Source organism: Micromonospora sp. NPDC005553 (assembly GCF_042871765.1).
Classification (GTDB): domain Bacteria; phylum Actinomycetota; class Actinomycetes; order Mycobacteriales; family Micromonosporaceae; genus Micromonospora.
Map to the genome: position 1 here is coordinate 647,765 of NZ_JBIAJD010000001.1, position 26,983 is coordinate 674,747.

Below are 26,983 nucleotides of genomic sequence, written 5' to 3' on the forward strand. Positions count from 1 at the left end.
GTGCCTGTCTCGTGTAGTGCGTCAGCACCGGGGGTGGGCGTGGAGATTGATTCCCTCGTACGGTCTCTGAGCTACCAGTCGCTACTGGCGCTCAACTCCTCCGATCAGCTCGTCGACGACGTGCTCCGGTACGCCGAGACACACGCCAAGACGCGCGAGGCGTACTGGCACCACAAAACGTTGACCCCGGTGGACGTCGGCAGGGGCGGGATGCGGACCACCCCGGCGGAGGTGCTGCACGAGTTGGGGGTGGCCACAACCCTGCTGACCGCGTCACCGTTGTCGCAGGTGGCCCGGCACTGGGCCGCCGTCCGCTACTGCGCCACGCTGACCAGGAACAGCGGGCGTCTTGCGCTCACGCCGGATGCCAACGAGGTCGTCTACCACCACAAGGTGACCCAGTCCGAGCAGTTGGGCATCGGCCTGGCCCTCGTCGTCGCAAAGAACCTACTTCGCCGGCAATATCGGGGCTGGACGTTTCACGCGGTCGACGCAGAAGTGGCGTTGAAGGCCGGTTTCGTGGACGGGATCGGCGCGGTGGAGTCGGTCTCGCGCACCAAGAAACGGCCGGACTACATCCTGCTCGGGCACCACGCCACGAAGGCCCGCCGGCGGATGAAGATCGTGATCCTGGAGTGCAAGGGCACCCACCAGTCGCCGAGCTTCATCCACGGGCAGCTCGCCCGAGCCGCCGTACAGGTGGAGGCTCTGTCGGTGGGCGGGCACCACCCGCCGTCGCTGATGGTCGCCTCGCACCTCACCCAGGCTGGGATAACCGCCTACGTGCTCGATCCGCCCGGGGATGACGGGTTGTGGTCCGGTGATGACGACGAACTCGACGGCCTGTTGAGTACCACCCCCGAGGACCAGTTCTGGCGGCCCCGTACTGCCGCCCCAATAGAGCCCGAAGCGAGACAGACGCCTACCGGCGTGCCCTCCCCGGCAGACGAGGCCGATCCGGACCTGGCCGAGGAGTTGCCGCCGGGCGCACCCCAGGTCTTCGACATACCCGAGCAACAGCGCGGCTGGTTCACCCAGATCCTGACCCGCGCCGTGGCGGCCACCGCCCTGCTCTTCGCCGGGAACAGCGAAGCCGCCAGCGGCTATGCCACACCCCGCCAGCACGGCACGGAGGATCCAACATTCCAACCGGGGCTGTTCGACCTGGACCCGGCGTGGGCGACGAGCAGCGCCGGCACATTTGCGCTACCCAACGGGCTCTCCGCGGAGGGCACCCGGCACCGCGCACCCCTGGGACGGGGCAGAGTCCTGGAGGTCTTCCGAGGTGTGGAGAGCCGCCTCTATCGCGAGCTGGCCGACGGCCGGATCGGCGCCTACCTGAGGGATGCGCCCAGCTTCTTCGGCAAGCGAGCCGCGATGCCGGCCGACGGCAGCGTGTACTCGTTCGGCCGCGATGGCACAGTCCTGGTCGTCCGGACCCTCCACGGCGACGATTGAGACGCGCCTTCGAACGCTCGACTTGCCGGCCGCCTCGCGTTCGTCATCTGCCTCGTCCTCGTCGCCCGACTGGCGGTGGCGGTCTCCATCGGCGTCCGACCGGGCAGGGACGTGCCCTGGACGAGGGTCGGGCTGGTCATTGTCGGCATCCTGCTCGCCTGCGGTCTGGCCCGGATTCGCTACGAACTCTAAACCCCACCCCAACACCATTCCAACCGCGACGGTACGCGAATCAACCGCGCGTGGGAATTGCGCGTCCATGGCTCGTGTCGGAGGTGTCTTGTATGGTCAGACGCGTAATCGCTCTGCAAGACAGCAGCGAGTGGAATTGCTTCTCGGGGCGACGACCGCGCGTTTCAGCGATGGCATCCAGATGTAACAAAATGCAACATGGAGAGGGCGGGAGCCGATGGCCGACGACATGGGATCGACAGTGCCGCGACGGCAGCTCGGGCGGGCGCTGCGCGAGCTACGCACCGAGGCCCGGATGACTCTGGACGGCGCGGCCGAAGCGATGCAGTGCAGCCGACAGAAGATGTGGCGCATCGAGACCGGCCTCGGCCCGGTCCGCGCCCTCGACGTCAAGGTCATGTGCGAGCTGTACGGGGCGACCCCCGACCTGGCCGGCGCCCTCACCGCCCTGGCCAGCGAAACCAAGGCCAAGGGCTGGTGGCACTCGTACGGCGACGCCGTCCCCGACTGGTTCGAGCTGTACGTCGGCCTGGAATCCGCCGCATCGCGGCTGCGAGAGCACGACGACACCCTGGTCCCGGGGCTGCTTCAAACTCCGGCCTATACACGCGGTGTCTACCAAAACCGCCCCAACATGCCGGCTGATGAATTGGACGAGGTTCTGGAAGTTCGCCGCCGCCGACAGGAGATCCTTGTTCGCCGTCTCCCGAAGGCACCCAAGCTGGAATGGGTCCTGTCGGAGGCCGTCTTGCTTCGACGTGTCGGTAGCCCAGTAGTCATGGCCGAACAACTGGACCGCCTTCTTGAACGGACCGCGCTACCCAACGTGTCGATCCGTGTGCTCCCGCTGTCGGTCGGTGCCCACTACGGCGCGCTGGCAGGGGCCTTCGTCATGCTCGACTTCCCACTCGTCAACCGGGTCGTCCCTGATCAGTCTGTCGTCTACTGCGAGTCGGTGACCGGGGCGCTCTATCTCGACCGGCCCGACGAGTTTGCGGTCTACGAGAAGGTCTGGGCGAGCCTGCTCAACCTCGCGCTTGATGAGGAACAATCAGGAAGGATGATCGGCAAGATCAAGGAAGAGGTCCATCATGGCTGACGACCTGCTCGGTGCCCAGTGGCGGAAGAGCACCCGTAGCGGCGACAACAACGGCAACTGCGTGGAGGTGGCCGACAACCTGCGCGGTCTCATCGCGGTGCGCGACAGCAAGGACCCGGCCGGACCCGCCCTCACCTTCTCCCCCGCCGCCTGGACCAGCTTCGTCCGGGTCACCAAGTCTGGGCATTGAGCCGTACACCAGACGGGAGCGCAGCCGGCGGTCACGCCGGATGTGCTCCCGTCACGCAATCGTCAGGAGGCCGTGTCCTCGGTCACGGGCTGGGCCACGTCCTCGAACAACGACCACCGGTTCCGCCATGCCTCCACGTTCGCGGGGTAGATCGCCGTATGCCGGCTGTCCGGGTTGCGTAGACGAACGCCGCCGACGCTCGCCCATGAACTCCTCGTGCCTTTAACGTACCCCCGCACGTAGCTCGTCTCGTGCAACAGGGTCTCGGCCACCGCAAGGCGCGCCCCAGCCTGGTGCTTCTGGTGGCTGCTCGGAGCCATCTCCTCCTCGGGTTGAAGAGGGTAGCCAGCTACGACGGCTGCCAGCCCGCCTCGATCGCATCCTGAAGCCGCTTACTGAACACGGCATGCGCCTGCCGGTACTCGTTCTCTCGATCCGCCTTATAGAACGGCGCCACGTACCCTTCCGGCACCGGATTCCGCTCCGGATCCTCCTGGTACGCCGTCAGCCACTTGAACGCATCCTTCGACTGATTGACGCCTTGCGCATGGAAGTCGCGCGCAATCTTGCGGCCCGCAGCGTCAAACCACATCTGCGACTCATATTCCATCAACACTGCGTACTTTGAATGATATATCGCAATTAGCTCGTCTGCCTGCATGCCTAGCCAAACCGCCGCGAGAGCATCGATCTCGACTAGTGCCGCACGGCGCTCACGTTCCGTCCGCACGGGAGTAGACCATGCCCACTCCGACTGAACGGCGTTCAGGGGCGCCACGTCGGGCCAGTACACCACCCAAGGCTCCGCCAACCACCCAGAATCAAAAAGCTCCGACCATAGCGGAGCGAATGCATTAGTGAGACAATTCAGCCTCATCGACCTCAGCAATAAGGCGTTTGCGAGTGGGTGACCAGCCTCAGCACCCGGCATGAGGAAAATCTCTTTTCCGTAGAGAGTCGACTTCCCAGAGACCCTCACGGAGTAATCCAGAGGCAGACTCGCCCACAGCCCAGCATTTAGCGCGGTAAGGTGATTATCTTTTAGGGCCATTGTATGGACAGCTTTAACGTGAGAGGGCCCAGGGGGAATAATCGCAGCAAAAAGGCTGCGTTCATTTACCACTGAGATCATTTCTCGCCAGGCAATCCTATAGTAATCGGTAAACGGGCGCCCGCTCTCCCATTTCTCGGCCGCCTGCCTCAAACGATCCACTCCTCGCACTGGGCGGAAATTAGACCGCGGAATAGCGTCAGGCGAGACCACGGAGAGGTCCCATGACTCATAGTCCTTGTTACTTCGACACGGCATATTCGGGTGTTTGGCAAGAGGTGTCGCGACTCCAAGATGAGGGCCCTGCAGAATCACCTCATCCCAACTCGTCGGCTGAAACGTGTCTCGCGTCAGTACGCCCGCTTGCTGCGACTCACTCTCCAACAGTCCTCGGCTAATCTTTGGCGCAAGCGACTCCAGTCGTCGGCCGACTCCGCTAAGAGCCATGCTGGCCCTCTGTTCCGCCGACGTTACGGGATACCTGAGTCGGGCCTCAGATCGGGGAGTTTCCGCTTCGCCGGCCACCGATGACCATTGCGCAAGGACGCCTTCGTCGACCCTCACAATTCGACTTGAGTGTGGACGAAGGTCCCAGCCGCCCAGATATTTAAGCCCCGGCGGATCACCCGCGCCCCTGTGATCAAGAGATTGCACTAGTGTAGACGGGTCGTAGAGCCAGGCAATCTGGTCGAAAGAGATTTCGGCTTCCCTGCCATAGACATGGATGCCGAACTCAACGTTGTTATGAACATCCATGAAAAGGTGCTGCTTACGCTGATTCACGAAGTGCGCATGAAATCGCATTCGATGATAGCAATTACGACGCAGAGCACCCTCTCTCGCGCCGGAGAAATGGGTATCAGGATGAAGCAGTGCAGATATTCCACTTTTCCGCGCATTTCCCCAGGAGCGAATCGCAAAAGCGCGATACAAGTTGGCCTGAGTCCCCGCAAGCAATGGGTAGGTCGACACGCCACTAATGAAACAGGAAACCCCCACGTTCATCACCATGTCTTGCAGAAATATTTGCCGAGACACACTGACAGAGAGTAGGTCGGCTCGACGGGAAGACCACTTAGCAGGGGTAGCCGCAACAAGGGCAAACCAGGGATCGAGTTCAGCTAGTATTAGCTCCTCCACCCAACGGGGCCTAACCCAAGGCGGGTTGCCGACCTGGAGGTCAAATCCGCCCTTGGCGAAGGCTTGGGCGAAGGTGAGTTCCCAGTGGAAGAAGCCTTGCTGCTCAGCAATCTGGTCGGCCGCGAGGAGCCAGGGAAACCGGTCGGAAAGAGTCCAGGGCGAGTCGACGCCGATGACCCCGTCGAGCTTTCGCTCGAACTCGCTTATCTCGCTCAAGCTTGTGAGCGTCCGGCCGTAGAACCGCTCAGTGTTCTCATCCACGTCGCTGCGGCCAATGAGTGCTTCGGCGAAGGTCAGCCATTCGTCCAAATTGGACAGCGGCACCTGCTGGCGGAGCTGTTCCGCCACAGTCATTCGCCGGGTGCCCGTCGGCTTTGTCGGGAGCTTCATCTGCTGGGGCTGCACGTTGCCGAAGATGTCCGCCGTCTCGTAGACGACCGGTTCCTCGTACGCTGGCTCGTCTTTGATGTGTGAGACCTGGACGGGCACGGCCGGGTAGGCCGGGTCGGAGCCGTCGAGTAGCCCAACCTTGTCCAGCGGCCAGAACCACAGCGCGCACCAGACGTCCATCAGCGTCTTGAGCCGCCAGTACGGTGTGCCCGGCGCGGTCAGGTCGGCGAGGATCTCGTCCCGGGGCACCGCCTCGGTGACCGGCGGCAGGTCCTCGGCACCCCAGACCGCGATGTCGCGGCGGATCTCCCGCTCGGAGATGTCGAGGCGCTGCTGCACCAGCCCCCACAGAAACTCGACCCGCCGAGCGAGCGCCTGCAACCGCTGGACCTGCGAGTTCTTCCCCTTTGCGGACGGCGTGCGCTTCATCGCCGTACGCCAGGCTTTCAATCTCGCGGTTTCGGCCGGCGCCAGCTCGCGGGCCTCCTTCTCGCCCGCTACCGCGCCCCAGCCGTCGGCGGGGAGCAGGAAGTGGTGGATGGTGCCCTCGTCGATCGGACCGTCCCGGAAGGGCTGTTCCTTCGGCGCGGTGGTGAGCCACGACTTGTCGGCGAGCTGCTTCGCGGTGTAGGTCTTGCGGCCGCCGCCGATGAGCGAGTTGCCACGTTGCAGGTGCAGGCCAAACCATGGTGCTTGGAGGCCGGCGTGCATGACGTTGAGCCAGAGCGACACCTCGGCCAGCTCGACGGCGGTGCGGTTGAGGTCGACGCCGAAGCTGTTGTGCAGGGCGATGTACGCCTTCACCCGCTGGAGTTCGAGGTGGTAGTCCTCCGGGTCGAGGGTGACCTCCAGCTCCTTCTGCCGGCGGCGCAGGTATTCGGCCGCTACCTGGTTGATCGCCTCGTTGAGGAACGCGCCGGAGCCGAGCGCGGGTTCGCAGATGGTCCAGTCCAGCAGCTCGCGCGCCTTTGTTACCGTGTCGTCCTGGTCGAGCCGGTACTTGAGGGCGAGTTGGACGGTGACCTCGGTCAGCGACTGCGGGGTGTAGTAGGAGGCGCTGGTCTGCCGGTCCCGGCCGGCGAGCCGGTAGACGAACTGGCCGGGCTGGTAGCTGACCCGGCTCCGGACGCCGGTGTAAGCGTCCTCCTTGTAGACGAAGACACCGTCGTCGTACTCGTCGACCTTGGAGGCCGGGATCATCCACGAGCCGTCCTTCGGGTCGCCGTTCTTGGCGACCTCGTAGAGCTGCTCGGTGGCGACGAAACCGGTGTACGACATCAGGCCCTCGTAGACCGCGCCGAGCTGGTTGATGCCGAGCTGGGCGTACGAGATGAAGCCACCGCGGCGCTTCTTGCCGCCCTTGGTGAGCATCAGCCGGCGCAGCACCTCGTAGAGGACCTTGTTGCGCAGCCGGGTGTCGATCTTTGGTGCGTGCTCGTCGTCAGGGTCGCTGCCCGGCTCGGCGATCAGCCGGCCGATGAGCTTGGTCTTCTCCGGCAGGAAAAGGTCGGACTTCATCGGCTCGAAGCGCAGCCCCTCCCCCTCGCTGGCCTTGTCCTCGACCTCGGTGCCGCCACGTGGACGGTGCCCCTCGTTGACCATGCGGAACAGCAGGTCCAGTGACTCGTACAGGTGGGTGCCGTCCTCGGCGGAGGGGGCGAGACGGCGGGAGACGAGGTCACCGAGGCGGGCGAGGCTGTAGCCCTCGACGTACTGGGGATCGTTGACCGGCAGCACGCCCAGCTCGGGGCGGGCCTCGGCATAGAGCAGGAACAGGATCCGGTACAGGTAGCGCAGCGACTCCCGGCCCAACTCCTTGGCCATCTCGCCGAGGTCCATCACCTGCTGCGGCTGGTAGCCGGCCCGCCGGATCTGGTCGAGGACCTCGTTGGCGATGAGTTCGACGGAGACCTTCAGGCCCTCGCGGAGTTCGCTGGAGACGCCGACGGCGTGCTGGCGGGAGCCGGCGACCAGGTCCGCGAGGGGCTCGGTGCCGCCCTCGGCGGGTGGGCGCAGCGAGTTGGCGCCGAAGAGCGCGGCGACGACGTCGAACTCCTTGTCGTCGTTGCGGGCGTAGGCGGTGTCGAGGCTGACGGCCAGGTAGCGGCCCTCACCCCAGACGGTACGGTCGGCGAGGGTGATCACGCCGCCGCTGAGGATCAGCACGTAGCGGGGCTTCGGGCTGTCGGCGGCGAAGAGCAGCGAGGTGAGCTTGGCGCCCGTCGCGATGGTCTCGGTACTCGACAGGGTGAGCGGGTCGAGCAGCCGGCCGGCGTCGTCCGGGTCCTGGGCGGCCTCGGTGTCGACCGCCCAACCGCAGTCCAGCGCGACGATGCCGTGCGCGGTGGTCAGCTCCGCGTGGGCGACGTGGACCTCGTACTCCTGGCCGTTGCGCTCGACGGTGATGGTCTGCGGCTGCGGGTCGAAGCCGAGCGCCCGCAACACGTCCTGGTGCTGTTTGCGCAGCCGCTCCGGGTCGAAGAAGTCGACGTCGGTCAGCTCGGTCTTGGCGTCGAAGTACGGGCGGCGCATCCCGCGAAGCTTTGTGCGCGGCGTGCCGTCCCCAGCCTTCTCCTGCTCAGCCCACTGCTTGAGCAGACCCCCCTTGAGGGTGGTGGGCAGGATCTCGGCAAGGTAGTGCGCGGAGAGGTACTCGCCGCGGTTGGTCAGCGACTCGAAGCTCATGCGGCACTCTCCTGCGACGGTACGAGGACGGCGAGCATCCGTAGTAGCGGGTCGCCGGCGGTTTCCAGGCGGTCGAGCAGATCGTGCTGCTCCTGGACGGTGGTGTCGACGCGTTGGCGTCGCTTCTCCCGGTGCGCGCCGGGCAGCTCATCGAGGATGCTGGCCTGCTGGAAGGTCCTCAGCTGCTCGCGGTGCCGGTGCAACGGCTCGGCGTTGGCCTCGGCCCACTCGGCACGCTTGCCCTCCAGATATTGCCGGGCAACCTGGACGGCCTCCGGCAGCAGTTCCTTGAGCGGTTCGATCCCGATGGCCTCGGCGCGGTTGACCATGGCGGGACCGACGTTGGCCTCACGCAGCACCTCGTCCATCGGGCGGATCGTCGGCGACGCGGGCAGGTTGGAGACGGCCATCCACTGGACGACTGTGGGCTGGCCGAGGCGGTTGGCGTAGACGCCCTGGATCAGAAACGTCGGCGTGGTCACGTCGGCGGTGAGCACCGGGGCCTGCTGGCGACCGAGCCGGATCAGCACCTTGTCGACAAGCCAGTCGACCATCGGGTGCACGTCGCTGAGGAAGGCAATCTCCGGCCACATCGGGGTCTTGCTCTGCCGGGCCTGGTCGAGCTTGCGCTGCGCGAGCGCACGGTCGAAGGTGACCTTGAGCCGCAGGTCCTCGCCCTCCCGGTGCGCCCGCAGGTAGGTGCGGGGCAGGTCGGTGAGCCGGTGCACCAGGTCATCGGGGGCGAGGAAGCTCATCAGTTCGTCCTCGCGCCGCAGGTCGATGCGATCCTCGGGCCGGTCCTCGTAAATCTCGTACAGGGCGGCGTCGACGAAATCCTGGGTGGAGTCGAAGAGCTTCGGCACCTTCGCCTGGGGCACGTCCTCCGCCACGGGAGCGGTGCCGACCTCGCCGAAGAGGTCGGCCATCACGTCGACCTCGGCGTGGGCAGCCTCGTACGACTCATCCACCGACTTGCCGGCGAGCAGGTCGCGCACAAGCCGGTCCTCCTCGGCTTTCGCGTCGAACTGACCGGTCAGGGCCTCGACGCTGCCAAGACTGCGGTGCGCAGTCTCCTCGCGGTTGAGCAGCTTCTCGGCGACCGTGCGGTCGTCCTTGGCGTCCTCGCGATCGGAGGTGAGGATCAGCGCGCGGAACTGCGGCTGGTGCTTCTGCCCGTATCGGTCGATACGGCCGTTGCGCTGCTCGATCCGGATCAGGCTCCACGGGATGTCGTAGTGGATCAGGTGGTGGCACTGCTGGTGCAGGTTGACACCCTCGGAGGCAACATCACCGGTGAAGAGCAACCGGACGTCGCTGCCGGCCAGCTCGAACTCCTGGAGAATCGTCTGCTCGTCGGAGTCGGCTACCCCGCCGTGCAGCACCCGGATCGCGTTCGGCTTGAGGCCGAGCATTCCGGGGACGACCTCGGCGAGCCACTTGATGGTCGGCACCCGCTCGGAGAAGACCACCGCCCGGGTGCTGCTGTTCTTGCCGACGCCGATTTTCCGCAGCTCGTCGACCAGGCCCTTGAGCTTGCTGGAGTCGCTGTCGGTCATGGCGGAGGTCAGCTCCGCCAGCCGGTCCAGGGCCGCCCGCTCGCTGCCGGTGGCCTTCTTGCGCCGGTTGGTCACCGTCTCGTGCAGCGCGCGGTGGGAGGATAGAAAAGACTTCAACAAGGTGTACGGAAACAGCCGGTGCTGCCCGGTGATCGCCTCGTCGGTCCACTTGCCCGCCAACCAGACATCGGTCAGCTCGTCGAAGATCTGCTCCTCAATGGTGGTCGCCGCGCAGTGCAGGGCCTCAGACGGGCCGCGGTCGGCCCAGCGGTCGCCGATCTGGTCGCGTACCTCCGGGCTGATCTTCGTGCGGCGCAGGTAGAGGTGCGCGATGTCGCTGGCCTGGTAGTCCTTCTCGTTGGCGATCGCCGCCGGGTCGAGCAACGAGATCAGCTGCGCGAACGACTCCTTGTCGCCGTTGTGCGGGGTGGCGCTGGCCAACAGCAGCGCATCGGTCTTCGCGGCCAGGCGCCGGGCCAGCTCGTTGCGCTGGGTGCCCTTGTTGATGAGGTTGTGCGACTCGTCGATGACGACCGCATCCCAGGTCGTGGCGTCCAGGTGATGGCCGAACTGGCCGGCGTCCTTCAGGGTGTCGACCGAGATGATGGCCCGTTTGAAGTAGGTGAACGGGTTACGCCCTGCGGGGATCTCCTGCTGAATGCGCTGGATGCCGGTCGAGTCGAGCCGGACCAGCGGGATCGCGAACCGGGTCCAGAGCTCGCGCTGGAACTGCTCAAGCACCTGCTGCGGGGACACCACGAGGATCCGCTCGCCTCGGCCCCGACGGATCAGCTCGGCGAGGATCAGCCCGATCTCAAGGGTCTTGCCCAGGCCGACGACGTCGGCGAGCAGGATCCGAGGCCGCAGGCCGGACAGCGCCAGCTCGACGGGTCGCTGCTGGTAGGTCAGCGGGTCGAGCAGGAACCGGTCGGCGAGCGCCAGTCCGCGCTCCGTACGCGGCAGCGGCGTACGTCGCAGCACAGCCTCCAGGAAGAGGCGGCTCTGCCGGAACCGCGACGAGGTGTCCTGGATGAGGTCGGTCTCCTCGGGCACCAGCGGCGTGATGTGCTCAAGCTTGGTGAAGAAGGTCGCCTCGACGTCCTGCACGAACTCGGAGACGCCAACCGCCTTCACCATCGTGCCGTCCGCGGTGCCGGTCTTGACGCTGCGGATCAGCCACTCCTCGTCGCGAACGACGATGCGGGAGCCCGGGGCGAAGGTCGCGGCCTGGGTGGTGGTCATCGGTAGTGCCTTCCTACAGGGTCGAGCGGCGGGCGTACTGGCGGCGCATCTTGTCGACGAGCCACGTCACATCGGCTGGCACCTTGGCGGGCCGCTCGGCGTCGACCTTCGTGGGGGTCGTCTCCGGCACCGGGACGGTGTCCGCCTCAATGCCAGGCGTGCCCTCCGGGTCCTGTCGCGGATCATCCAGGTCCGGAGGGACCAGCAGTTCCGTGCCACCGTCGTAGGTGAGTTCGGCGACTTCCTGGCGCAGGGCGAGGACGCTCTTGCCGCTGGTAGCGGTGGCGACCGCGAGCAACCGGGCGCGAACGTCGGTCAGCCCAGGTCGGGCGGTGGGATCGAACGCGAGCATCGTGCCGAGCAACTGCACCAGCTCCGCTGGCACCCCGGACAGGTCGGGAAGGTCACTCGGCTCGCTGATGCGCAGCAGCAGATTCCACGAGTTGGTCGGCGGGTAAAGCCCGCGCCCGGTCAGCGCGAAGACCAGCGTCGCCGCGAGCGCATAGACGTCGACCACCGGCGTGAGGTCCCGCTCACCCTTGACCTGCTCGGGCGACATGTAGGCGGGAGTGCCGACCAGGGCGCCGGGCTCGGTCAGGTAATCATTCCGGTCACTCAACACCGCCAACCCGAAGTCGATCAGCTTGGGACCATCGGGGCCGAGGATGATGTTCTGCGGCTTGAGGTCACGGTGCAGCAGCTTGACCTCGTGCACCTTGGCGAGGCCTTCGGCAAGCATCGCGCCGGCCATCGCGGCCACCGGCAGGGAGAGTGGCCCTCGGGCGTCGACGTGCTGGCGCAGCGTGGACCCGGGGACGTACTCCACGGCGAGCCATGCCGGGTTCGCGTAGGGGTCCGCGCCCTCCAGGCGGGCTACCCGGGAGCCGAAGACCAGTTTGAGGCTGTCGACCTCGGCGGCGAACCGCTCCCGCACCGTCGGCGCCTCGATCAGGTGCTGCTTGATCACCTTGACGGCGACCCGTTCGGCGGTCGGCGACACCGCGAAGAACACGTCGCCCATGCCACCTGAGCCCAGCGGCCTGACCAGTTCATAGCCGCCGATTCTGCCCAGCGTCATTCGTCCCCCTCACGATGACACAGACCCAAATTGAACGTCTGCCCTGTCGGCTCGACGCCCGGCAGACGCATGACCGTACAACGTTGAACTTTCGACGAGGAAGCGTCCGAATGGCGGTTCCTCTGAGGCCTTGAATTCATACTTCAGACGGCTCGATGCGCCGTCGTCGGATATCTGACGACACCAGAAAGCGTGTCAGCTGTTCCAGAACATCAGGTCGCGTGCCTGCCGGGAACACGCGGTCAACTCCGGCACGCCCCGGGAAGGGACGACGTAGTCACGCTCGCGGATGAGTGCGAGGAAGTCCGCCGGCAATGCGACGCGGTGACGCCGTACGTAGTAGGCGAGGTCCTTCCGCCAGAGCCAGTCACCGTCGGTCAGAACGGTCGAGCCGTTCATGACCTGGCGGGTCGAGTCGAAGGCGTCGTTGGCCACGTCCATCACGTCGATGAGGACGTGCCCTGAGTTCAGGTAGCTGACAACCTGAGTGAGGTCCGGCAGTTCCTGATCGGCGACGCTGTCGAAGATGCTTTCCTGCGGCTCGGCGGAACGGACCGGCCCGAATTCGCGGAACATCCCCGCCGTCTTCAGCTGACCGCCGCCCATCAACGCCCACCGTTCGGATAGAAGGTCTTCCACTCTCCGCCGCCCCGGATCATCGGGGTCTGCCCTACCGGACCATACCGGTCGACACCGACCGCGTCCGTCGGTGCCGTCACCGGCACCCCGAGGGCGTCGGCGACCTGTTGCGCTGCTGGTGGCACGCCGGCTTCGGGGGCGACGGTTCCGGTGTGGCAGGAGACCAGCCGTACCGGGCCACCGTCGTAGTGCGGGTTGGCGCGGATGGCATCGGCGATCTGCTGTGGGTGGGTGAAGTTGGCGGGGTGGTCGGCGCCGTCAGCGCCGACGAGGCCGGGGCGGAACAGCCCACTACGTTCGCCGTGCACCACCACGTCGTGATGGCCGGGGATCGGTGCTACAGCGTCGAAGTTGCGCATCGTGGCGCTGTCGTAGCCGATGGCCGTGCTGTTCGGGCGGTGGTAGACCGGATCCCCGGCCGGAAGGTCCGCATCCGGCGGTGGCGGCGTCTGCGGATGTGCGGAGGGATCCTCCCAGTCCGACCGACGCCCCATCGAGTCCAGGTCCGGGTCTCCCGAGGCCGCCCGGCGCCCACCGGGTGTGGCGCCGTTCGCCGGGCTGACCGGGTCGGCGCGGGCGGCCCGCCGCAGCAGGCCATTCAGCTCGTCGATCAGGTCGCCCAAGCGTCGGAGAAGCGGGGCCAGCCGACGCAGGCTACTGATCAGCGCGCTGATCAGCCTGCCGATCCGCGCCGCCCACTTGGCCACCAGGCTGCTGACCTGAGAGATCACCAGCGGGGTCGCCAAGCCCAACGTCGCGCCGGTCTCGGCCAGCCAGAGCGGCAGTCGGACCGCCAGCACGGATACGAAGTCCGCGATCAGGTCCCGGACCAACTCGCGGACCAACGCCACCAGCAGCCCTGCGCCCTCCACCAAGGAAGTGATGCCGCCGGCAGCCCGCGCGATGCCCTCCATCGCCCGCACCTGGCCAGACATGTGCGCCCGGTACGCGCGCGCCGAGGCGCCCTCCCACTCAGAAAGTTGGGACGAGATCGCCGCCTGCAAATCGGCCGCCGCATCGGTGCTCTGCTTCGCGACGTTGCGCCACGTTGACGCGTACGCGTTGATCTGATCCGGGTCGCCGGCCAGCCAGTCCAGCGCGTCCGACAGCGGCTTGACGTGTTCAAGCAACCAGCCGACGCCCCAACTGACCAGCGAGCCGAGCGGGTCAAGCACGGTGGCCAACGCATCCATCGACGTGGCGACACCACCGATCGTCGAGTCGATCCAGCTTCCCGACTCGATGCCCGACACGGTGTCGGCGACGTCCTCGACCAACCCGAGCCCGGTGTACCACTGGGTCGAGTCGTGGCGCTGCACCACCAGCGGGTTGACCGCTGCTTCGGTCACAGCGGCAGTTCCAACCGGCCGGCGCTGTCGGCAAGTCGTCGTGCGCTCGCCGCGTCGGTGGCTTCGGTCGCGGCAGCAACCGCTCGTAGGTTGGCTGCCGCTTCGCGCAGCGCCATGGCGGACTCTCCCAGCGCCGTCACCGCCCTGTCCGCCACCGGGTCGATCAACCGAGGCAGGAACGCACAGATCTGCCCGTACGCGTCAGCGCCCATCTGCACGTACGCAGCCGCTCCGCGAGCGGCTTCCATGCTGTCGGCGGTGTCGTCGACCGTCGCGGCGTGCCGAATCACCGCCGCCACCGACATCTGCATCTCAGCGTCACCAGCCATTTCTGGCGTCCCGCTCCCACCGATCGGGCTCGTCAGCGGGCCTGGGGAACCGCCTGGCGAAGGAGTCGGTGACCGCCCGCCCGGTCTCCGAGTCGGTGCCCACGGTGTCGTGCACCGCAATGCTCACCTGCTCGGTCAACCCGGCCTGTGCACGGGCGAGCGTGGCCATGATGATGCTGGCAAGTTCGGAGCCGCGCATCCGCTGAACGCGGTCGTCCAACCGTAGGTCCGTAAGAGCCCCCGAGGCGGCGACCGTCACGCGCACCGCGCCGTTCGCGCCGGTCGCCGACGCTGCGATGGTCGCGACCCGGTCCGACAGTTCGGCCGCAGCCTGAGCTCGTGTCGACAGCTCGGCCGTCCAGGAATGCATCAACTCCTGTGCCGCGTCCGGATCTTGACCCAGCATTCCCAGCCTCCCCGCTACGTACCTCGGCGCCATCGTTCAACTGACGCCGAGCCCACCACTCTGCACCACGATCGCGATGAACGATGCCCCGCAGCCATCGAGCGAGGGCCCGACAGGGGCGCCGATCGACAACTCAGTACGCCGCGACCGGGATCACGCTGGTCGACCTCGGCAACGGCCAAGGCACCGCCTCATCGGATGCCGGCGTCCGGCCGCAGGGCCCCGCGCGCCAGTCCGTCGGCGGTGAGTTGCGCCAGCTCCGCCCCCAGTGAGGCGGCCTGCCGGATCGCCGATTCGAAGGCGTCCAGGCGCCGGAACGCGTCCCCGTGCGTCCGCTGCTCGTCCAGCGACAGCCGCCGCACCTGCGCGCGCCGAATGTCGAACCGCATCGTCCCCGAGAGGCTCGACGACTGTTTCACGTTCGCCGACGTCCGTAGCTGACCGGCAAGGAACCACGGATCCAACGCCGCCGGGTTGGGCCGCAGGAGGTACAGGTTGCGCCCCAACAGCATCCCCTCGGTGGTGACCACCCGTGCGGTGAGCTGCCGCGCGATCATCGGCACCACCACGTCCCCCACCGCGAGGGGGATTTCCTGCCCGAACCGGTCGTCGACCCGCCCGGACGCCTCCGCCCCGGCGAGCACGTCCTGAACGGTGAGCACGAGCGGCCCGTCGGGTGCGGGTGTGGAGGTGCCGGCGCGGATCGGACCGATCAGGTGCAGCGCCCCGGTCTTCGCCAGTTCCCCCACGGTAAGGAAGAGGCCGTCCGGCCCGTCGGGCGCGGGCGTGACCTGCGGTAGCAGCGCCGGCAGCTCGCCGACGATGGCGGCCAGTCGTTCTCTGGTGCGTACCAGATGCTCTCCGGAAGCCTCGCCCACGACGGCGGGTTGCCGGCGCGCGGGGGTGAGGTCAACCTCCTCGTCGAGCAGTTCGATGACCGGGACCGCGCGGGCGAACCCGGCCTCCTCGACGTCACCGTTCGGGGCGGTGGCGAAGGCCCGCCAAGCAGCCAGCACGCGCGGCGCGGTGTCGGCCAGCTCGCCGCCGGCAGCGTCGATCAGCAGCGCCCGCGCTGGTGGCGGCGCGTCGGTCGCGGCGCGTCGCAGCACCCACAGGTGCAGGGGTACGCCGTGTGGCGCCGCCACCCCCGGTGGGAGCGCGATGACGGCGCGCAGGTGACCTCGGCGGAGCAGTTCGCCGCGGATGCGTTTGCCGGCGCGGCGGCTGGCGACAGTGGGTGGCATCAGCAGGACGGCGTGCCCGCCGACCCGCACATGGGCGAGGGCGTGTTGCACCCAGGCCAGCTCGGGTTCGGTACGGGGTGTGGTGCCGACGATCCAGCGGGGGTCGTGGCCGAGTTCCTCGTCGCCCCAGTTGGTGGCACCGAAGGGTGGGTGGCAGACGACGGCGTCGACGGCGCGGCCGGCGAAGGCGTCGGCGCGCAGTGAGTCACCGCCGTTGACCTCCCCGGGTACGTCGTGCAGGGCCAGCCACAGGCCGGCGAGCCGGGCCAGCTCGTCGTCGAGTTCCTGCCCGTACATCGAGGTGCTGCCGGCGCGGGCGGCGGCTCGCAGGATCGCGCCGGAGCCGGCGGCCGGGTCGAGCACTGAGCCGCCGCCGACGTTGGCGAGCCCGATCATCAGGTCGGCGAGGTCGTCGGGGGTGGCGAATGGGCGGCCGGGCCCTGGTGCGGAGAACCGCTGCCACAGCTCGTCGAACGCGCCCTGCGGGCCCAACTCGTCGGCGAGAGCGTCGACGTCGGGCAGCAGCGGCGTGAGTTGGGCGTCGATGCTGGCGCTGCGGGAGCCGCGTTGACGGGCCAGCAGCTGGGCGCCGACGGCGGCGAGGCCGGCGGCCGGGGAGTCGCTGGCCGCGGCGAGGTGTCGCCAAAGCCGGTCGGCGGTGGCGAGCTCGGGGAGCTTGCCCAGGGTGCGTAACCACTGCTCGACCTGGATCAGGTCGAACTCGGGGCTCGCCGTCGTTCCGCCCACCGGGGCGGGGAAGTCGGGATGCCGTTTACGCCAGTTGCTGACTGCAGCGCGACCGACACCGGCGAGCCGGGCGATCTCCGCTGCCGTGATGGTCGGGTTTTCCACGCCGAAAGTCTCCCACGCCTGTCAAGCATGAGATTGTCTGTTGACAGTGTTGTCAGACGGATGCTCTTATTGACCCCGCAACGGTCACTTCAGGAGGACAACGATGCGCAAGACCACCACTCTCGCTCTGCTCGCCACCGGCCTCATCGCCCTGGGCTGCGGCTCCGGCGCCGTGGACAAGGCGAGCGACTCCAGCAGCGACAGCAAGGCGAGCAGCTCCAGCGGCGACGAAGGCGGCGCCAAGGCCGAGGAGAAGCCGGCGAAGACCGCCAAGATCGGGCAGCCGGCCCGGGACGGGAAGTTCGAGTTCACCGTCAAGTCGTCCAAGTGTGGCGTCGCCAAGATCGGCAGCGACATGCTCGGCCAGAAGGCGCAGGGCCAGTTCTGCCTGGTCACGGTCAACGTGAAGAACATCGGTAAGGAAGCGCAGATGTTCGACGGCAGCAGCCAGAAGGCGTACGCGGCCGACGGTACCGAGTACTCCGCCGACACCGGCGCGGCGATCTACGCGAACAAGAACGCCGAGACGTTCCTCAACGACATCAACCCCGGCAACCAGGTCAACGGCGTCGTGGTCTTCGACATCCCCAAGAACGTCAAGCTCACCAAGCTCGAGCTGCACGACTCGATGTTCTCCGGCGGCGTCGAAGTCACGCTCGGCTGACCTCTCCCCCACCCCGGGGCGGGTCTGAACGATCCGCCCCGGCTGTTCACACCATCCCTGTTCACAGAAGGAAACCGGTGATGACCGACCCGATCACTCCAGATCCGCACGAGAGTCCCGAGCATCCAGAGTCGACCCCGGGCATCTCGGCCAACCCTGAGGTTGACGCCTCCAGCGCGAGCACAACGCCGATCGGCAGACGTCGCTACCTGATCGTGGCGTCGGCAGTGGTAATTCTGCTGGCTACGGCCATGAGCATCCTCCTCCTGATGCAGCGCGATTCGCCGTTGGAGGCGGCCCGACAAGCCTGCGGTGCCGGCAGGGAGGACTGGGCGATGCTGGGCGACGACGGCAACTCCGTCACGCTGCGCAGCGTCGGCAAGGAGCGAACCGGCCTGAAGCTGGAGCAGTTGCAGTGCTACTTGACCGAGCTGAAAGTGCCCGACGCCGTCATCGCGGAGATCGAAGGCACACGTGCGCTGGACGGACGGCAGTCCGGCGAGTGGGAGGACATGAGCGCTTCGTGGATCTACCACCCGGATGACGGCCTCCAAATGATCATCACCCGTTCGAACTGACTCCTTGCCATTCATCCCGGTCCGGCACTCGGCCGTACCGCTGTCCTTCCGCGCCCTGGAGACGACGATGTCCCTCCCCCACCCGTACGGCACCCTCCGCTGCTCGGCGCGGACCGTCCACCTGCGTCAAGCCGTCCGCGCCACCGGCGTCCTGCTCACCACCGCCTTGTTGGCGACGATGGTCACGGGCTGCGGCGATGAACAGCGCCCCACAGCCACGCTGGCGTCCGCATCCCCGATCGCGCCCGCTTCACCCAGCACGTCGCCGACACCGCCACCGCCCGACCGGGACAGCGACGGCATCCCCGACTCCAGCGACGCCTACCCCGACGACCCCAAAAACACCCCGCAGCAGCCGCCGGTCAGCTTTGAGTGCGACACGGGCAACGACTGGGATGCGCTGCTCACGGTGCGGCCTGGCAAGGACGGCCGACCGGACTTCAGTGAGGTTTGGGCGGCGAAGCCGACGTCCTGCGGCGCCCAGGCGGAGATCCATCCCGTGACCGATACCGAAAAGGCCGCGCTGACGACGTCGAAGTACGACGACGGGGACATCACGACCCTGTACGAGATGTGCGCCGCCGTCGACCCGGAGGACATCTACCTGGAGGCGGACTTCGCCGCCAGCAGCGAGCAGATCCCGGAGATCAACGCGGCCCTCCTGCTCTGTCCCACCTACCCGTACGCCAAGAAGTGGCGCGAGACGGTGATGCGCGGGCAGGTCGACGCTGACCTGGCAGCCCAAGGTCGGATCTTCGGCGAGGGCACCTTCCGCGTCGGTAAGGAGATCAAGCCCGGCACATACGTCACCACCGACGTCGACGGCTGCTACTGGGAACGGCAGAACAGCACCGGCGACACCATCGACAACTACTTCACCAACAGCGCCCGGCGAGTGCAGGTAACCATCCGTTCCTCCGACTACGCCTTCAGCTCCCGAAACTGCGGCGAGTGGCGCCCCGCGCGCTGAGCCGAAGCATCGACATCCACCGCTCACCCGGGCGGGTCGACGAGCCGTCGGCCCGCGGACACCACACGCCTGGAGACGACAATGACCCAGCCCGCACAGACCACCGCCCCGCTGATCGAGCTGATCTTCGACCGACTGGCCGCCGCTGACGACGTACCGACCGAGACCGCCGAACTCGTCCTCGCCGCCCTCACCGGCGAAGAGGACCTGACCGCCGCGCTCGCCGGTACTCCCACCCGGCTCGACCCCCGCTCCCCCGCCGACGACGGTCCGGCGGAACGGATCTGGTTGAAGTCGGTGACCGTCGCCGGGTTCCGCGGCGTCGGCCCGGAACGGACCATCCAGATCGGCCCCGGCCCGGGCTTCACCCTGGTCGTCGGCCGCAACGGCTCCGGCAAGTCCAGCTTCGCCGAGGCCGCCGAACTCGCCCTCACCGGCGACAGCGCCCGCTGGGCCGACAAGACCAGCGTCTGGCGTACGGGGTGGCGCAACCTGCACAACCCGGACCCGTGCTGGGTGGATGTGGAGCTGCGTGTCGACGGGGTGGCCACGCCGACGCGGGTGCACCGGGCCTGGCCGGTCGGTGCCGAGCTGGCCGACGCCGAGGTGACCGTCACCAGCGCGCAGGGCCGGCACGCGGGCCTCTCCGAGCTGGGTCTGGCCCGCCCGCTGGAGCTGTACCGGCCATTCCTCACCGCCGCCGAGCTGGGCAAGCTCGCCGCGGGAACGCAGAGTCAGCTCTTCGACGCGCTCTTCGCGATCCTCGGGCTGGACGCGCTCACCGACGCCGACCAGCGTCTGCTGCGCGCCGCCCGGCCGCACGACACCAGCATCAAGGAGGTACGCGCACAGCGCGCCACCCTGGTCGCCACGCTCGACGGCGTCGCCGACGACCGGGCCCGGCGGACCGCCGCGTTGTTGCGTGGCCGGGGCGCGGTCGACCTCGCGGCGGTGACGGCGATCCTCGACGAGCCCGACGAGGCGACCACCGACCGGGAGGTGCTGCTCTGTCGGGAGCTCGCCGCCCTCGCCCCGCCGCCGGTCGACGAGGTGACCCGGCTGGCCGGTCAGCTGCGGGACGCGGCGGTCGAGGCCCAGCGGTACGACGGTGGCAGGTCCCGGGCCGCACTGCGTAGCGCCGAGCTGCTCCGCCTCGCCCTCGAACATCACGAGGACGAGGGCGACGGGTCGTGCCCGGTCTGCGTCACCGGCACCCTCGACGGTGGTTGGCGTGCCGCCGCCGCACAGTCGCTCGGCGAGCTTCGGCAGCGCAGCGTCGCCGCCCAGACGGCGACGACCCGGCTGACGGCCCTGCTGCGGCAGACGCACCACCTGATCGACGACCTCGTCGTGCCCGAGGCCGCCGGGTCGGAGCCGACGGTCGGGGTGCTGCGCGACGCCGTTGTTGCGCTGCGGCGCGTACCCGGAGAGCCTGCCGAGCTGGCCGACCACCTGGCCGCGCGGTACCCGGCGGTGGTGGCAGCGGCCGACGCGGCCCGCGCATACGCCGAGGGGTTTCTGCGGCAGCGCGACACCGGCTGGCGAGCGGCGGCGGCCGACGTGCGCGAGTGGGTGGCGACCGTCGGCGGGCTGCCGGCGCGGGAGGCGACAGTGGCCCGGTTGAAGGCCGCGCGCGCCTGGCTGAAGGACGCCGGTGCAGAGATCCGCAACGAGCGGGTCGCGCCGTTCGCCGGGCACTCGCAGCAAATTTGGGCGCAGCTGCGGCAGGAGAGCAACGTCGAGTTGGGTGCGATGACGTTGGCAGGCGCGAACACCCGACGGCGGGTGGTTTTCCCGGTCAGCGTGGACGGCGCCGACAACGGCACGGCGCTGGGTGTGATGAGTCAGGGTGAGATGCAGGCGCTCGGGTTGGCGACGTTCCTGCCGCGAAGCTGCGCCCCGGAGAGCCCGTTCCGGTTCATCGTGGTCGACGACCCGGTGCAGAGCATGGATCCGTCGAAGGTGGACGGTCTGGCCCGGGTGCTCGCCGAGCTGGCCGAGCAGCGGCAGGTGGTCGTCTTCACCCACGACACCCGGCTGCCGGACGCGGTCCGCCGACTCGATCTCGGCAAGGCGCGGATCATCGAGGTGACCCGCGCGGAGAAGTCGGTGGTGACGCTGCGGCCCGGCTCCGACCCGGTGACCCGCTACCTGGACGACGCGTACGCGTTGGCGCGCAACGAGGAGATCCCCGCCGAGGTGCGCGGGCCGGTGGTCGCGGAGCTGTGCCGCTCTGCGGTCGAGGCGGCCTGCCACCGCTCAGTGTGGCGAAACCGGGTGGCGCGGGGTGTCCGGCACGCCGACATCGAGGCGGCCATCGAGGACGCGTCGAGTCGAGTCGCCACCATCGTCGCCCTTGCGGTGTTCGACGACGCCGAGAAGGGTGGTGACGTGCTCGGCTGGCTGGGCCGCCGGCACGGACGACGGGCTGTCAACGCGTACCAGGCGTGTCGGGAAGGCGTGCACGGCGCGTACCTGGCGGACCTGCCCGGCCTGGTCGCGGACGCCCGCCTCCTCACGGCGGCGCTGTCGTGACCGCGCCGACGCCACAGCGCTGCCTGGCGGCGGCCGATCAGCTTCTACGCGGGGCCGGGCTGCTCGGCGCTACTGCCGTGACCGCGGGCTGGTGGCCGCGGGCCTGCGCCTGCCTGATCCGGCTCGCCCTCGAAGGCGGCGTCGACGCCTACTGGCGGCGGGTGAAGCTGACCGTCGCGGCGTGCCGGCAGGGCCGCGCGAAGCAGTTGATGCTGCGCGGCCGGCTCGGTCCCGGCCGCGAAACCGCTCGTCGGGTGGCGTTCGCCTGGGCGACGCTCTCCGCCGCCACGCACCACCACTGCTACGAGCTGGCCCCCACGGCAGCAGAGCTGCGTCGCCTGCACACCGAGGTGAGCACCCTGCTCGCGCGACTTGATCCGACCGTGGACACCAGAGACTGACCACGTTCCCCTGCCAACTCGTCGCGGGGCGTCTGGGCGAGCAGGTCGGTGCGACAGCTCCAGTGGCTTATGGTGAGAAACCGGACACCCGGTGGGCTGGTGTCCGGTCCGGGCCGTGGGATTCACGCTGTTCAGCCGGAGGGTGACCGATGACCGCGAACGCTCGCGACATCGACGACTGCTGAGATGGACTGGGCCGGATGGGCGTTGTTCGGGTTGGTCGCCACTGCGGCGCTCACCGCGGCGATGATCACCGCTCAACTGGCCGGTCTCACCCGGCTCGACATCCCCCTGGTGCTGGGGGCCTTCGTCACCGAGGACCCCGACCGGGCCCGGGTTGTCGGGTTCTTCCTCCACCTCTGCACCGGTCAGGGTTTCGCCCTGGGTTACGCGGCCACGTTCGCGCTGTTGCACCGGGCGGACTGGTGGATCGGGGCGCTGCTCGGGATTGTGCACGTCGGGATCGCGCTGACGGTGATTCTGCCGCTGCTTCCTGGTGTCCATCCGCGCATGGCCTCGCAACGGGCGGGACCGGCCAGCACGGCGGTGTTGGAGCCGCCCGGGCTGTTCGCCCTCAACTACGGCATCCAGACCCCGCTGGTCACGGCTGTCGTCCACCTCGTCTACGGGGTTTGTCTCGGGCTGCTCCTGCAGGCCAGGTGACCGGCGCTCGACCGCCGTCCCGGCCCGACACGGGCTGCTCCCCGGCGTGGCGCATCGAGGAGCGATCTCCATGAACGGCGGGCCACCGATCAGCGACTACGGTCTGCTGGGCGACACGCGCGCCGCCGCCCTGGTCGCGAGTGACGGCGCGATGGACTGGTTCTGCGTTCCACGCTTCGACGGCGATCCTCTGTTCGGCCGACTGGTCGGGGGCCCGGACGCCGGAACGTTCCGGGTGGGCCCGGCCGGGCCGGCCTCCGTCGTTGAACGCCGTTACCGGCAGCACACCGCCACCCTGGAGACCGCCTGGGCGGCGGGCGGCGGGCGGCTCCGCCTCACGGAGGCGATGGTGGCCGAGGTCAGCGGTCGCCTGCTGCCCACGACACTGATCGTGCGACGGCTGTCGGCCGAGCAGGCAGCGGTCGAGGCGGTGGTGGAGTTCGATCCCCGCCTTGGCGCGCGGCACCACCGGCCCCGAGCACAGCACCGGCGCCAAGGGCTCGTCTGTGAGTGGGGAGCGTTGGCGGTCGCGCTGAACAGCACGCCCACGTTCAGATGTGAACCGGGTCGGCCCACCTCGATCACGGTCAGGCCGGGACATCCGGTCACAGTCGTACTGGCCGTGGCCCACCGCGAACCGGTGATCCACGTCGACCCGACAGCCGCCTGGGAACTGCTCGTCGAGGACGAGGCCCGTTGGCGGGCCTGGACCGCGGAGATCGATGAGCGGTTGCCGTTCCGGGAACACGTCGTACGCAGTCTGCTCACCTTGCGGCTGCTGACCTACTCGCCCTCCGGAGCGCCGGTGGCAGCGCCCACCACGTCACTGCCCGAGGATCCCGGCGGTGTACGGAACTGGGACTACCGCTATGTCTGGCCCCGCGACGCGAGCATCGGTGTCGGCGCCTTCCTCAGCGTCGGCAAGACCGACGAGGCACGCGGTTTCCTCGCCTGGCTGTTGCACGCCACCCGGTTGCAACGGCCACGCCTGCCGGCGCTGCTCACCCTGCACGGCCGGCGCGTTCCAGCGGAACGTGAACTGGCCGGTTGGCCCGGCTACCTCAACAGCGTTCCGGTACGAATGGGCAACGGCGCCGCAGGTCAACACCAGCTCGACGGCTACGGGTGGGTGATCGACGCCGCCTGGGTGTTCGCTCAGGCCGGGCACCGCCTCCCGGCCGAGACGTGGCGGGCGGTACGCGGTTTCGCTGACGTGGTCGCCGGTCGCTGGCGGGAGCCCGATGCCGGTATCTGGGAGGTACGGGAGCCGGCCCACCATGTCCATTCCAAGCTCATGGGCTGGCTCGCGCTGGACCGGGCTCTGGTCATCGCTGGCACTCATCCCCTGCCGGAGCGTCAACGTCGACGCTGGCAGGACGCCCGGGACGCCATCGCCGCCGAGGTCCGGACGCGCGGTTTCGACCCGACGGCGGGCAGCTACGTCCGCACCTACGGCTCGCCGGATCTCGACGCGGCCCTGCTCGTCCTGCCGCTGCTCGACATGGACCGGACCGATTCACCCCGGGTACGCGGCACCGTCGACGCCATCCGGGAAAGACTGTCCGCCGGCGGTCCGCTGCTCTACCGCTACCCGCCCGGGCGGGACGGGCTGCCCGGCACCGAGGGCGCGTTCCTGCCCTGCTCGTTCTGGCTCGTTCAGGCCCTCGCCCGCACCGGGCGTCGCCGTGAGGCCGTCGAACTGTTCGCGGCCATGCTCGACCACGCCAGCCCACTCGGCCTCTACCCGGAAGAGGTGGACCCGGCGACGGGTGCCCACCTCGGCAACTACCCTCAGACGCTGACGCACGCCGCGTTGATACAGGCCGCGCTCGCCATCCGGGACGCCCCCACGCGGGTAGGGTTCCGATCATGACGATTCCGCACCTGACGGCCGCTGACGGCACGACTCTGCCGGCGATCGGGCTCGGCACGTACAAGCTGAACGGCTCGGCGGGTGTCGACGCGATCGGTCAGGCGATCCGAACGGGCTACCGGTTGATCGACTCGGCGGTGAACTACGAGAACGAGGGCGCTGTCGGCCGGGCCGCCCGGTCGGCCGGTGACGTGCGGGACGAGCTGGTCGTCACCTCGAAGTTGCCGGGCCGGCACCACCGCTACGACGAGGCGCTGACCACCATCGAGGAGAGTGTGTTCCGCACCGGCCTCGACCGGGTCGACCTGTACCTGATCCACTGGCCGAACCCCAAGGAAAACCTGTACGTGCAGGCGTGGCGGGCGCTGATCGAGGCGCGTGCGCGTGGCCTGGTGCGGCACATCGGGCTCTCCAACTTCCTGCCCGAGCACATCGAGCGGCTGGTGACCGAGACCGGGGTGGCCCCGGTGGTCAACCAGATCGAGGTGCACCCGTATTTTCCGCAGCAGGAGGCGCTCGACTACCACCGGGAGCACGGCATCCTGGTGCAGGGGTGGAGCCCGCTCGGCCACGGCAACGACCTCCAGCAGCACCCCGTGGTCGTGGAGATCGCGACCGCGCTCGGCGTCAGCCCGGCGCAGACGATCCTCGCCTGGCACGTGGCCCGTCAGGTGATTCCGCTGCCCAAGGCCGCCTCCCCGCAGCGGCAGGCCGAGAACCTGGACGTCTTCGGTATCACGCTCACCGACGCGCAGGTCGAGGCCATCACCGCGCTGGGCCGCCCGGACGGGCGCCTCTCGGACCAGGACCCGGCGGTGTACGAGGAGTTCTGATCGCCCCCGAGCATGCTCGACCAGCACCACGGAGCGTGATGCCTGCGGGACCGGACGCGGTAATGAGCGTGATGACTGTGAGGCATCAATATGCCTGTGAGTCATCACGCTCATCACCACATCGGCCGGCAACATTCACGGAGCTCGAACAGCGACAGCGTGACCGGTCGGGCGTTGTACCCGTCGCGGACGGTCACCTCGACCCGCTCGTTGGTGGTCGGCACTGTCGACTGCCCGTGCTCGCGGCTCTGCGGGGGCGTCGGCGGGACCACTCGTGATGGCCGGCACCGGCAAGACCGGTCGCCGGCTGGTCCAGACGTTGCGGGCGGCGGGTCACCACGCCCGGGCCGCCTCTGGCTCCGGTGAGGTGCGCTTCGACTGGTCGGCGGGCGGCATGAGAGCGGGGTAACAGGTGATCTGCCCGCATACCGCGAGCACCCCGACGTACCGTGAGATCGTGCCGACGAGAGAGACACTCACCAAGGCTGGCCTCGCCGAACTTCGCCGCTCGGCGCTCGGGACGGCGAATCCGCTCGGTGTCGCCGCCGACCTCGCGGAGGCCGTCGAGCAGGGCCGGTTGGAGGACCCTGACGACGCCGGGGACGCGCTGACACTGGCCGCCGAGATCGCGGAGATCCGGGCCAGGCCCGAGGCCGCGCTGCGGTACGCGGAGCAGGCCCTGGCGGCGTACCCGTCCGGCGATGATCCTCGGGCCGGCTTCGCCCGCGCGCTGCGGGCCCGCGCGCTGTTCCGGGCCGGCGGTCACGACGACGAGGCGATGGCGGAGTTGACCGCGTTGCGCCCGTTGCTGCTCGTGCAGCCCGACGCCCCCGCCTACGTCAGTGCCGCGCTGGACGCCGGTGGGCGTTCGGCGACCGCCGAGACGTGGCTGAGCGAGGCGGTCGACACGCTCCTCAAGGAGCATGCGACCGCGGCGTCCGGGCCGGCCAGCACCGCCATCGACCCGGTGGTCGACCTCGGTCCGCCGGACGCGCCAGGTGTCGCCTTCTTCCTGTTGCAACAGCGCCATCGGGTACGACGCAATCTGAACCTGCCGCACGACCGGCAGGACGACCTGGCGGACCGGCTGGAGACCCAGCTCGTCCGTCGGGCCGGTGAGCGCAGGGACGCCGAGTCGGATCTGCTCTTCTGGCCGCGGGCCGAGTTCGATCGCCTGCTCGCCGAGCATCCCGCCCTCGCAGACGTCTATGGGCCGGACTGGGACGCGCACCGGGGCCGGCTGGAGACGGAGCTGGTTCGGCTGCGGGGTGCCGGTCAGGCCGGTTTGGGCGTGTTCGGCGCGACAGTGGCCGGGTTGACCGCGTTCGCCGGTCGACGCGACGGCGATCCGGCCGACGCGGCGGTCCGGGCCGGCTACGCGGCCGAGGTGTCGGCGCGGCCCAGCGCGCGGATCGCCTGGCCGCCGGAGCGCAACGACGCCTGCTGGTGCGTGTCGGGCCTCAAGTACAAGAAGGACTGCCTGCCGCGCTCGCGGAGCTGACCGCGGCGGTCATCGCGCTGCGCTGGCCGACCTGGCCCGGAGTAGCGTTCCTGACGGCTTACACG

Annotated in this window: 20 protein-coding genes; 12 read left to right on the forward strand and 8 right to left on the reverse strand. The window is 68.5% G+C overall.

What is annotated here, in order from left to right; all coding sequences use genetic code 11:
- The first annotated feature begins 39 nt into the window (after nucleotides 1-39).
- From ACFYPG_RS03040 to ACFYPG_RS03050, 3 genes are all read left to right on the forward strand, one after another.
- Nucleotides 40-1,458 (forward strand): hypothetical protein, encoded by a 1,419-nt coding sequence (locus ACFYPG_RS03040; RefSeq protein ID WP_387349895.1) that lies wholly within the window; start codon nucleotides 40-42, stop codon nucleotides 1,456-1,458.
- A gap of 409 nt (nucleotides 1,459-1,867) precedes the next feature.
- Entirely contained in the window at nucleotides 1,868-2,749 is an 882-nt protein-coding gene (locus ACFYPG_RS03045) for a helix-turn-helix domain-containing protein (protein WP_387349897.1), read from the forward strand.
- Complete coding sequence (locus ACFYPG_RS03050) at nucleotides 2,742-2,939, forward strand: DUF397 domain-containing protein (protein ID WP_387349898.1); 198 nt, start codon at nucleotides 2,742-2,744, stop codon at nucleotides 2,937-2,939. The genes ACFYPG_RS03045 and ACFYPG_RS03050 overlap by 8 nt, the downstream gene beginning before the upstream one ends.
- A 349-nt stretch (nucleotides 2,940-3,288) precedes the next feature.
- On the opposite strand, the gene ACFYPG_RS03055 is transcribed toward ACFYPG_RS03050, so the two are convergent.
- From ACFYPG_RS03055 to ACFYPG_RS03090, 8 genes are all read right to left on the reverse strand, one after another.
- The gene (locus tag ACFYPG_RS03055; protein WP_387349900.1) at nucleotides 3,289-8,205 is read right to left on the reverse strand and encodes a class I SAM-dependent DNA methyltransferase; all 4,917 of its coding nucleotides are present in this window, start codon (nucleotides 8,203-8,205) and stop codon (nucleotides 3,289-3,291) included.
- Nucleotides 8,202-11,003 (reverse strand): helicase-related protein, encoded by a 2,802-nt coding sequence (locus tag ACFYPG_RS03060; protein ID WP_387349902.1) that lies wholly within the window; start codon nucleotides 11,001-11,003, stop codon nucleotides 8,202-8,204. The genes ACFYPG_RS03055 and ACFYPG_RS03060 overlap by 4 nt, the downstream gene beginning before the upstream one ends.
- Before the next feature lie 13 nt (nucleotides 11,004-11,016).
- A complete protein-coding gene (locus ACFYPG_RS03065) occupies nucleotides 11,017-12,081 on the reverse strand; it encodes a serine/threonine-protein kinase (protein WP_387349904.1) in 1,065 nt (354 codons plus the stop codon).
- Nucleotides 12,082-12,276: 195 nt separating this feature from the next.
- Nucleotides 12,277-12,687: a hypothetical protein gene (locus ACFYPG_RS03070; RefSeq protein WP_387349906.1), complete on the reverse strand. Its 411-nt coding sequence runs from the start codon at nucleotides 12,685-12,687 to the stop codon at nucleotides 12,277-12,279.
- Nucleotides 12,687-14,069, reverse strand: coding sequence for a WXG100 family type VII secretion target (locus ACFYPG_RS03075; protein WP_387349907.1), 1,383 nt, complete (start codon nucleotides 14,067-14,069; stop codon nucleotides 12,687-12,689). The genes ACFYPG_RS03070 and ACFYPG_RS03075 overlap by 1 nt, the downstream gene beginning before the upstream one ends.
- Complete coding sequence (locus ACFYPG_RS03080) at nucleotides 14,066-14,398, reverse strand: hypothetical protein (RefSeq protein WP_387349909.1); 333 nt, start codon at nucleotides 14,396-14,398, stop codon at nucleotides 14,066-14,068. Before ACFYPG_RS03080 ends, ACFYPG_RS03075 begins: the two co-directional genes overlap by 4 nt.
- The gene (locus ACFYPG_RS03085) at nucleotides 14,388-14,804 is read right to left on the reverse strand and encodes a YbaB/EbfC family nucleoid-associated protein (protein ID WP_387349911.1); all 417 of its coding nucleotides are present in this window, start codon (nucleotides 14,802-14,804) and stop codon (nucleotides 14,388-14,390) included. Before ACFYPG_RS03085 ends, ACFYPG_RS03080 begins: the two co-directional genes overlap by 11 nt.
- A 191-nt stretch (nucleotides 14,805-14,995) precedes the next feature.
- Complete coding sequence (locus ACFYPG_RS03090) at nucleotides 14,996-16,900, reverse strand: N-6 DNA methylase (protein WP_387349913.1); 1,905 nt, start codon at nucleotides 16,898-16,900, stop codon at nucleotides 14,996-14,998.
- 103 nt (nucleotides 16,901-17,003) lie between these two features.
- Here ACFYPG_RS03090 and ACFYPG_RS03095 point away from each other — a divergent pair, with 103 nt between their 5' ends.
- The 9 genes from ACFYPG_RS03095 (at nucleotide 17,004) to ACFYPG_RS03135 (ending at nucleotide 26,918) form a co-directional block, all read left to right on the forward strand.
- On the forward strand, nucleotides 17,004-17,564 hold the full coding sequence (locus tag ACFYPG_RS03095) for a DUF4352 domain-containing protein (RefSeq protein WP_387349915.1): 561 nt from the start codon (nucleotides 17,004-17,006) through the stop codon (nucleotides 17,562-17,564).
- Between the two features lie 80 nt (nucleotides 17,565-17,644).
- Complete coding sequence (locus ACFYPG_RS03100) at nucleotides 17,645-18,142, forward strand: hypothetical protein (protein WP_387349917.1); 498 nt, start codon at nucleotides 17,645-17,647, stop codon at nucleotides 18,140-18,142.
- Between the two features lie 4 nt (nucleotides 18,143-18,146).
- Entirely contained in the window at nucleotides 18,147-19,112 is a 966-nt protein-coding gene (locus ACFYPG_RS03105) for a hypothetical protein (protein ID WP_387349919.1), read from the forward strand.
- An 81-nt stretch (nucleotides 19,113-19,193) separates the two neighbouring features.
- Nucleotides 19,194-21,647 (forward strand): AAA family ATPase, encoded by a 2,454-nt coding sequence (locus ACFYPG_RS03110; protein WP_387349921.1) that lies wholly within the window; start codon nucleotides 19,194-19,196, stop codon nucleotides 21,645-21,647.
- Nucleotides 21,644-22,048 (forward strand): hypothetical protein, encoded by a 405-nt coding sequence (locus ACFYPG_RS03115; RefSeq protein ID WP_387349923.1) that lies wholly within the window; start codon nucleotides 21,644-21,646, stop codon nucleotides 22,046-22,048. Before ACFYPG_RS03110 ends, ACFYPG_RS03115 begins: the two co-directional genes overlap by 4 nt.
- A gap of 186 nt (nucleotides 22,049-22,234) precedes the next feature.
- Nucleotides 22,235-22,711: a hypothetical protein gene (locus ACFYPG_RS03120; RefSeq protein ID WP_387349925.1), complete on the forward strand. Its 477-nt coding sequence runs from the start codon at nucleotides 22,235-22,237 to the stop codon at nucleotides 22,709-22,711.
- Between the two features lie 70 nt (nucleotides 22,712-22,781).
- Complete coding sequence (locus tag ACFYPG_RS03125) at nucleotides 22,782-24,584, forward strand: glycoside hydrolase family 15 protein (RefSeq protein WP_387349926.1); 1,803 nt, start codon at nucleotides 22,782-22,784, stop codon at nucleotides 24,582-24,584.
- Nucleotides 24,581-25,417 (forward strand): aldo/keto reductase, encoded by an 837-nt coding sequence (locus tag ACFYPG_RS03130; RefSeq protein ID WP_387349928.1) that lies wholly within the window; start codon nucleotides 24,581-24,583, stop codon nucleotides 25,415-25,417. The genes ACFYPG_RS03125 and ACFYPG_RS03130 overlap by 4 nt, the downstream gene beginning before the upstream one ends.
- A gap of 457 nt (nucleotides 25,418-25,874) precedes the next feature.
- Nucleotides 25,875-26,918 carry an SEC-C metal-binding domain-containing protein gene (locus tag ACFYPG_RS03135; RefSeq protein ID WP_387349930.1) on the forward strand — a complete coding sequence of 348 codons (1,044 nt, stop codon included), beginning with the start codon at nucleotides 25,875-25,877 and terminating at the stop codon, nucleotides 26,916-26,918.
- Nucleotides 26,919-26,983 lie beyond the last annotated feature (65 nt).

Coding starts and splice junctions, on each gene's coding strand:
- ACFYPG_RS03045 (WP_387349897.1), top strand. CDS start 1,868: ATGGCCGACGACATGGGATCGACAGTGCCGCGACGGCAGCTCGGGCGG.
- ACFYPG_RS03050 (WP_387349898.1), top strand. CDS start 2,742: ATGGCTGACGACCTGCTCGGTGCCCAGTGGCGGAAGAGCACCCGTAGC.
- ACFYPG_RS03055 (WP_387349900.1), bottom strand. CDS start 8,205: ATGAGCTTCGAGTCGCTGACCAACCGCGGCGAGTACCTCTCCGCGCAC.
- ACFYPG_RS03060 (WP_387349902.1), bottom strand. CDS start 11,003: ATGACCACCACCCAGGCCGCGACCTTCGCCCCGGGCTCCCGCATCGTC.
- ACFYPG_RS03065 (WP_387349904.1), bottom strand. CDS start 12,081: ATGACGCTGGGCAGAATCGGCGGCTATGAACTGGTCAGGCCGCTGGGC.
- ACFYPG_RS03070 (WP_387349906.1), bottom strand. CDS start 12,687: ATGGGCGGCGGTCAGCTGAAGACGGCGGGGATGTTCCGCGAATTCGGG.
- ACFYPG_RS03080 (WP_387349909.1), bottom strand. CDS start 14,398: ATGGCTGGTGACGCTGAGATGCAGATGTCGGTGGCGGCGGTGATTCGG.
- ACFYPG_RS03085 (WP_387349911.1), bottom strand. CDS start 14,804: ATGCTGGGTCAAGATCCGGACGCGGCACAGGAGTTGATGCATTCCTGG.
- ACFYPG_RS03095 (WP_387349915.1), top strand. CDS start 17,004: ATGCGCAAGACCACCACTCTCGCTCTGCTCGCCACCGGCCTCATCGCC.
- ACFYPG_RS03100 (WP_387349917.1), top strand. CDS start 17,645: ATGACCGACCCGATCACTCCAGATCCGCACGAGAGTCCCGAGCATCCA.
- ACFYPG_RS03110 (WP_387349921.1), top strand. CDS start 19,194: ATGACCCAGCCCGCACAGACCACCGCCCCGCTGATCGAGCTGATCTTC.
- ACFYPG_RS03120 (WP_387349925.1), top strand. CDS start 22,235: ATGGACTGGGCCGGATGGGCGTTGTTCGGGTTGGTCGCCACTGCGGCG.
- ACFYPG_RS03125 (WP_387349926.1), top strand. CDS start 22,782: ATGAACGGCGGGCCACCGATCAGCGACTACGGTCTGCTGGGCGACACG.
- ACFYPG_RS03130 (WP_387349928.1), top strand. CDS start 24,581: ATGACGATTCCGCACCTGACGGCCGCTGACGGCACGACTCTGCCGGCG.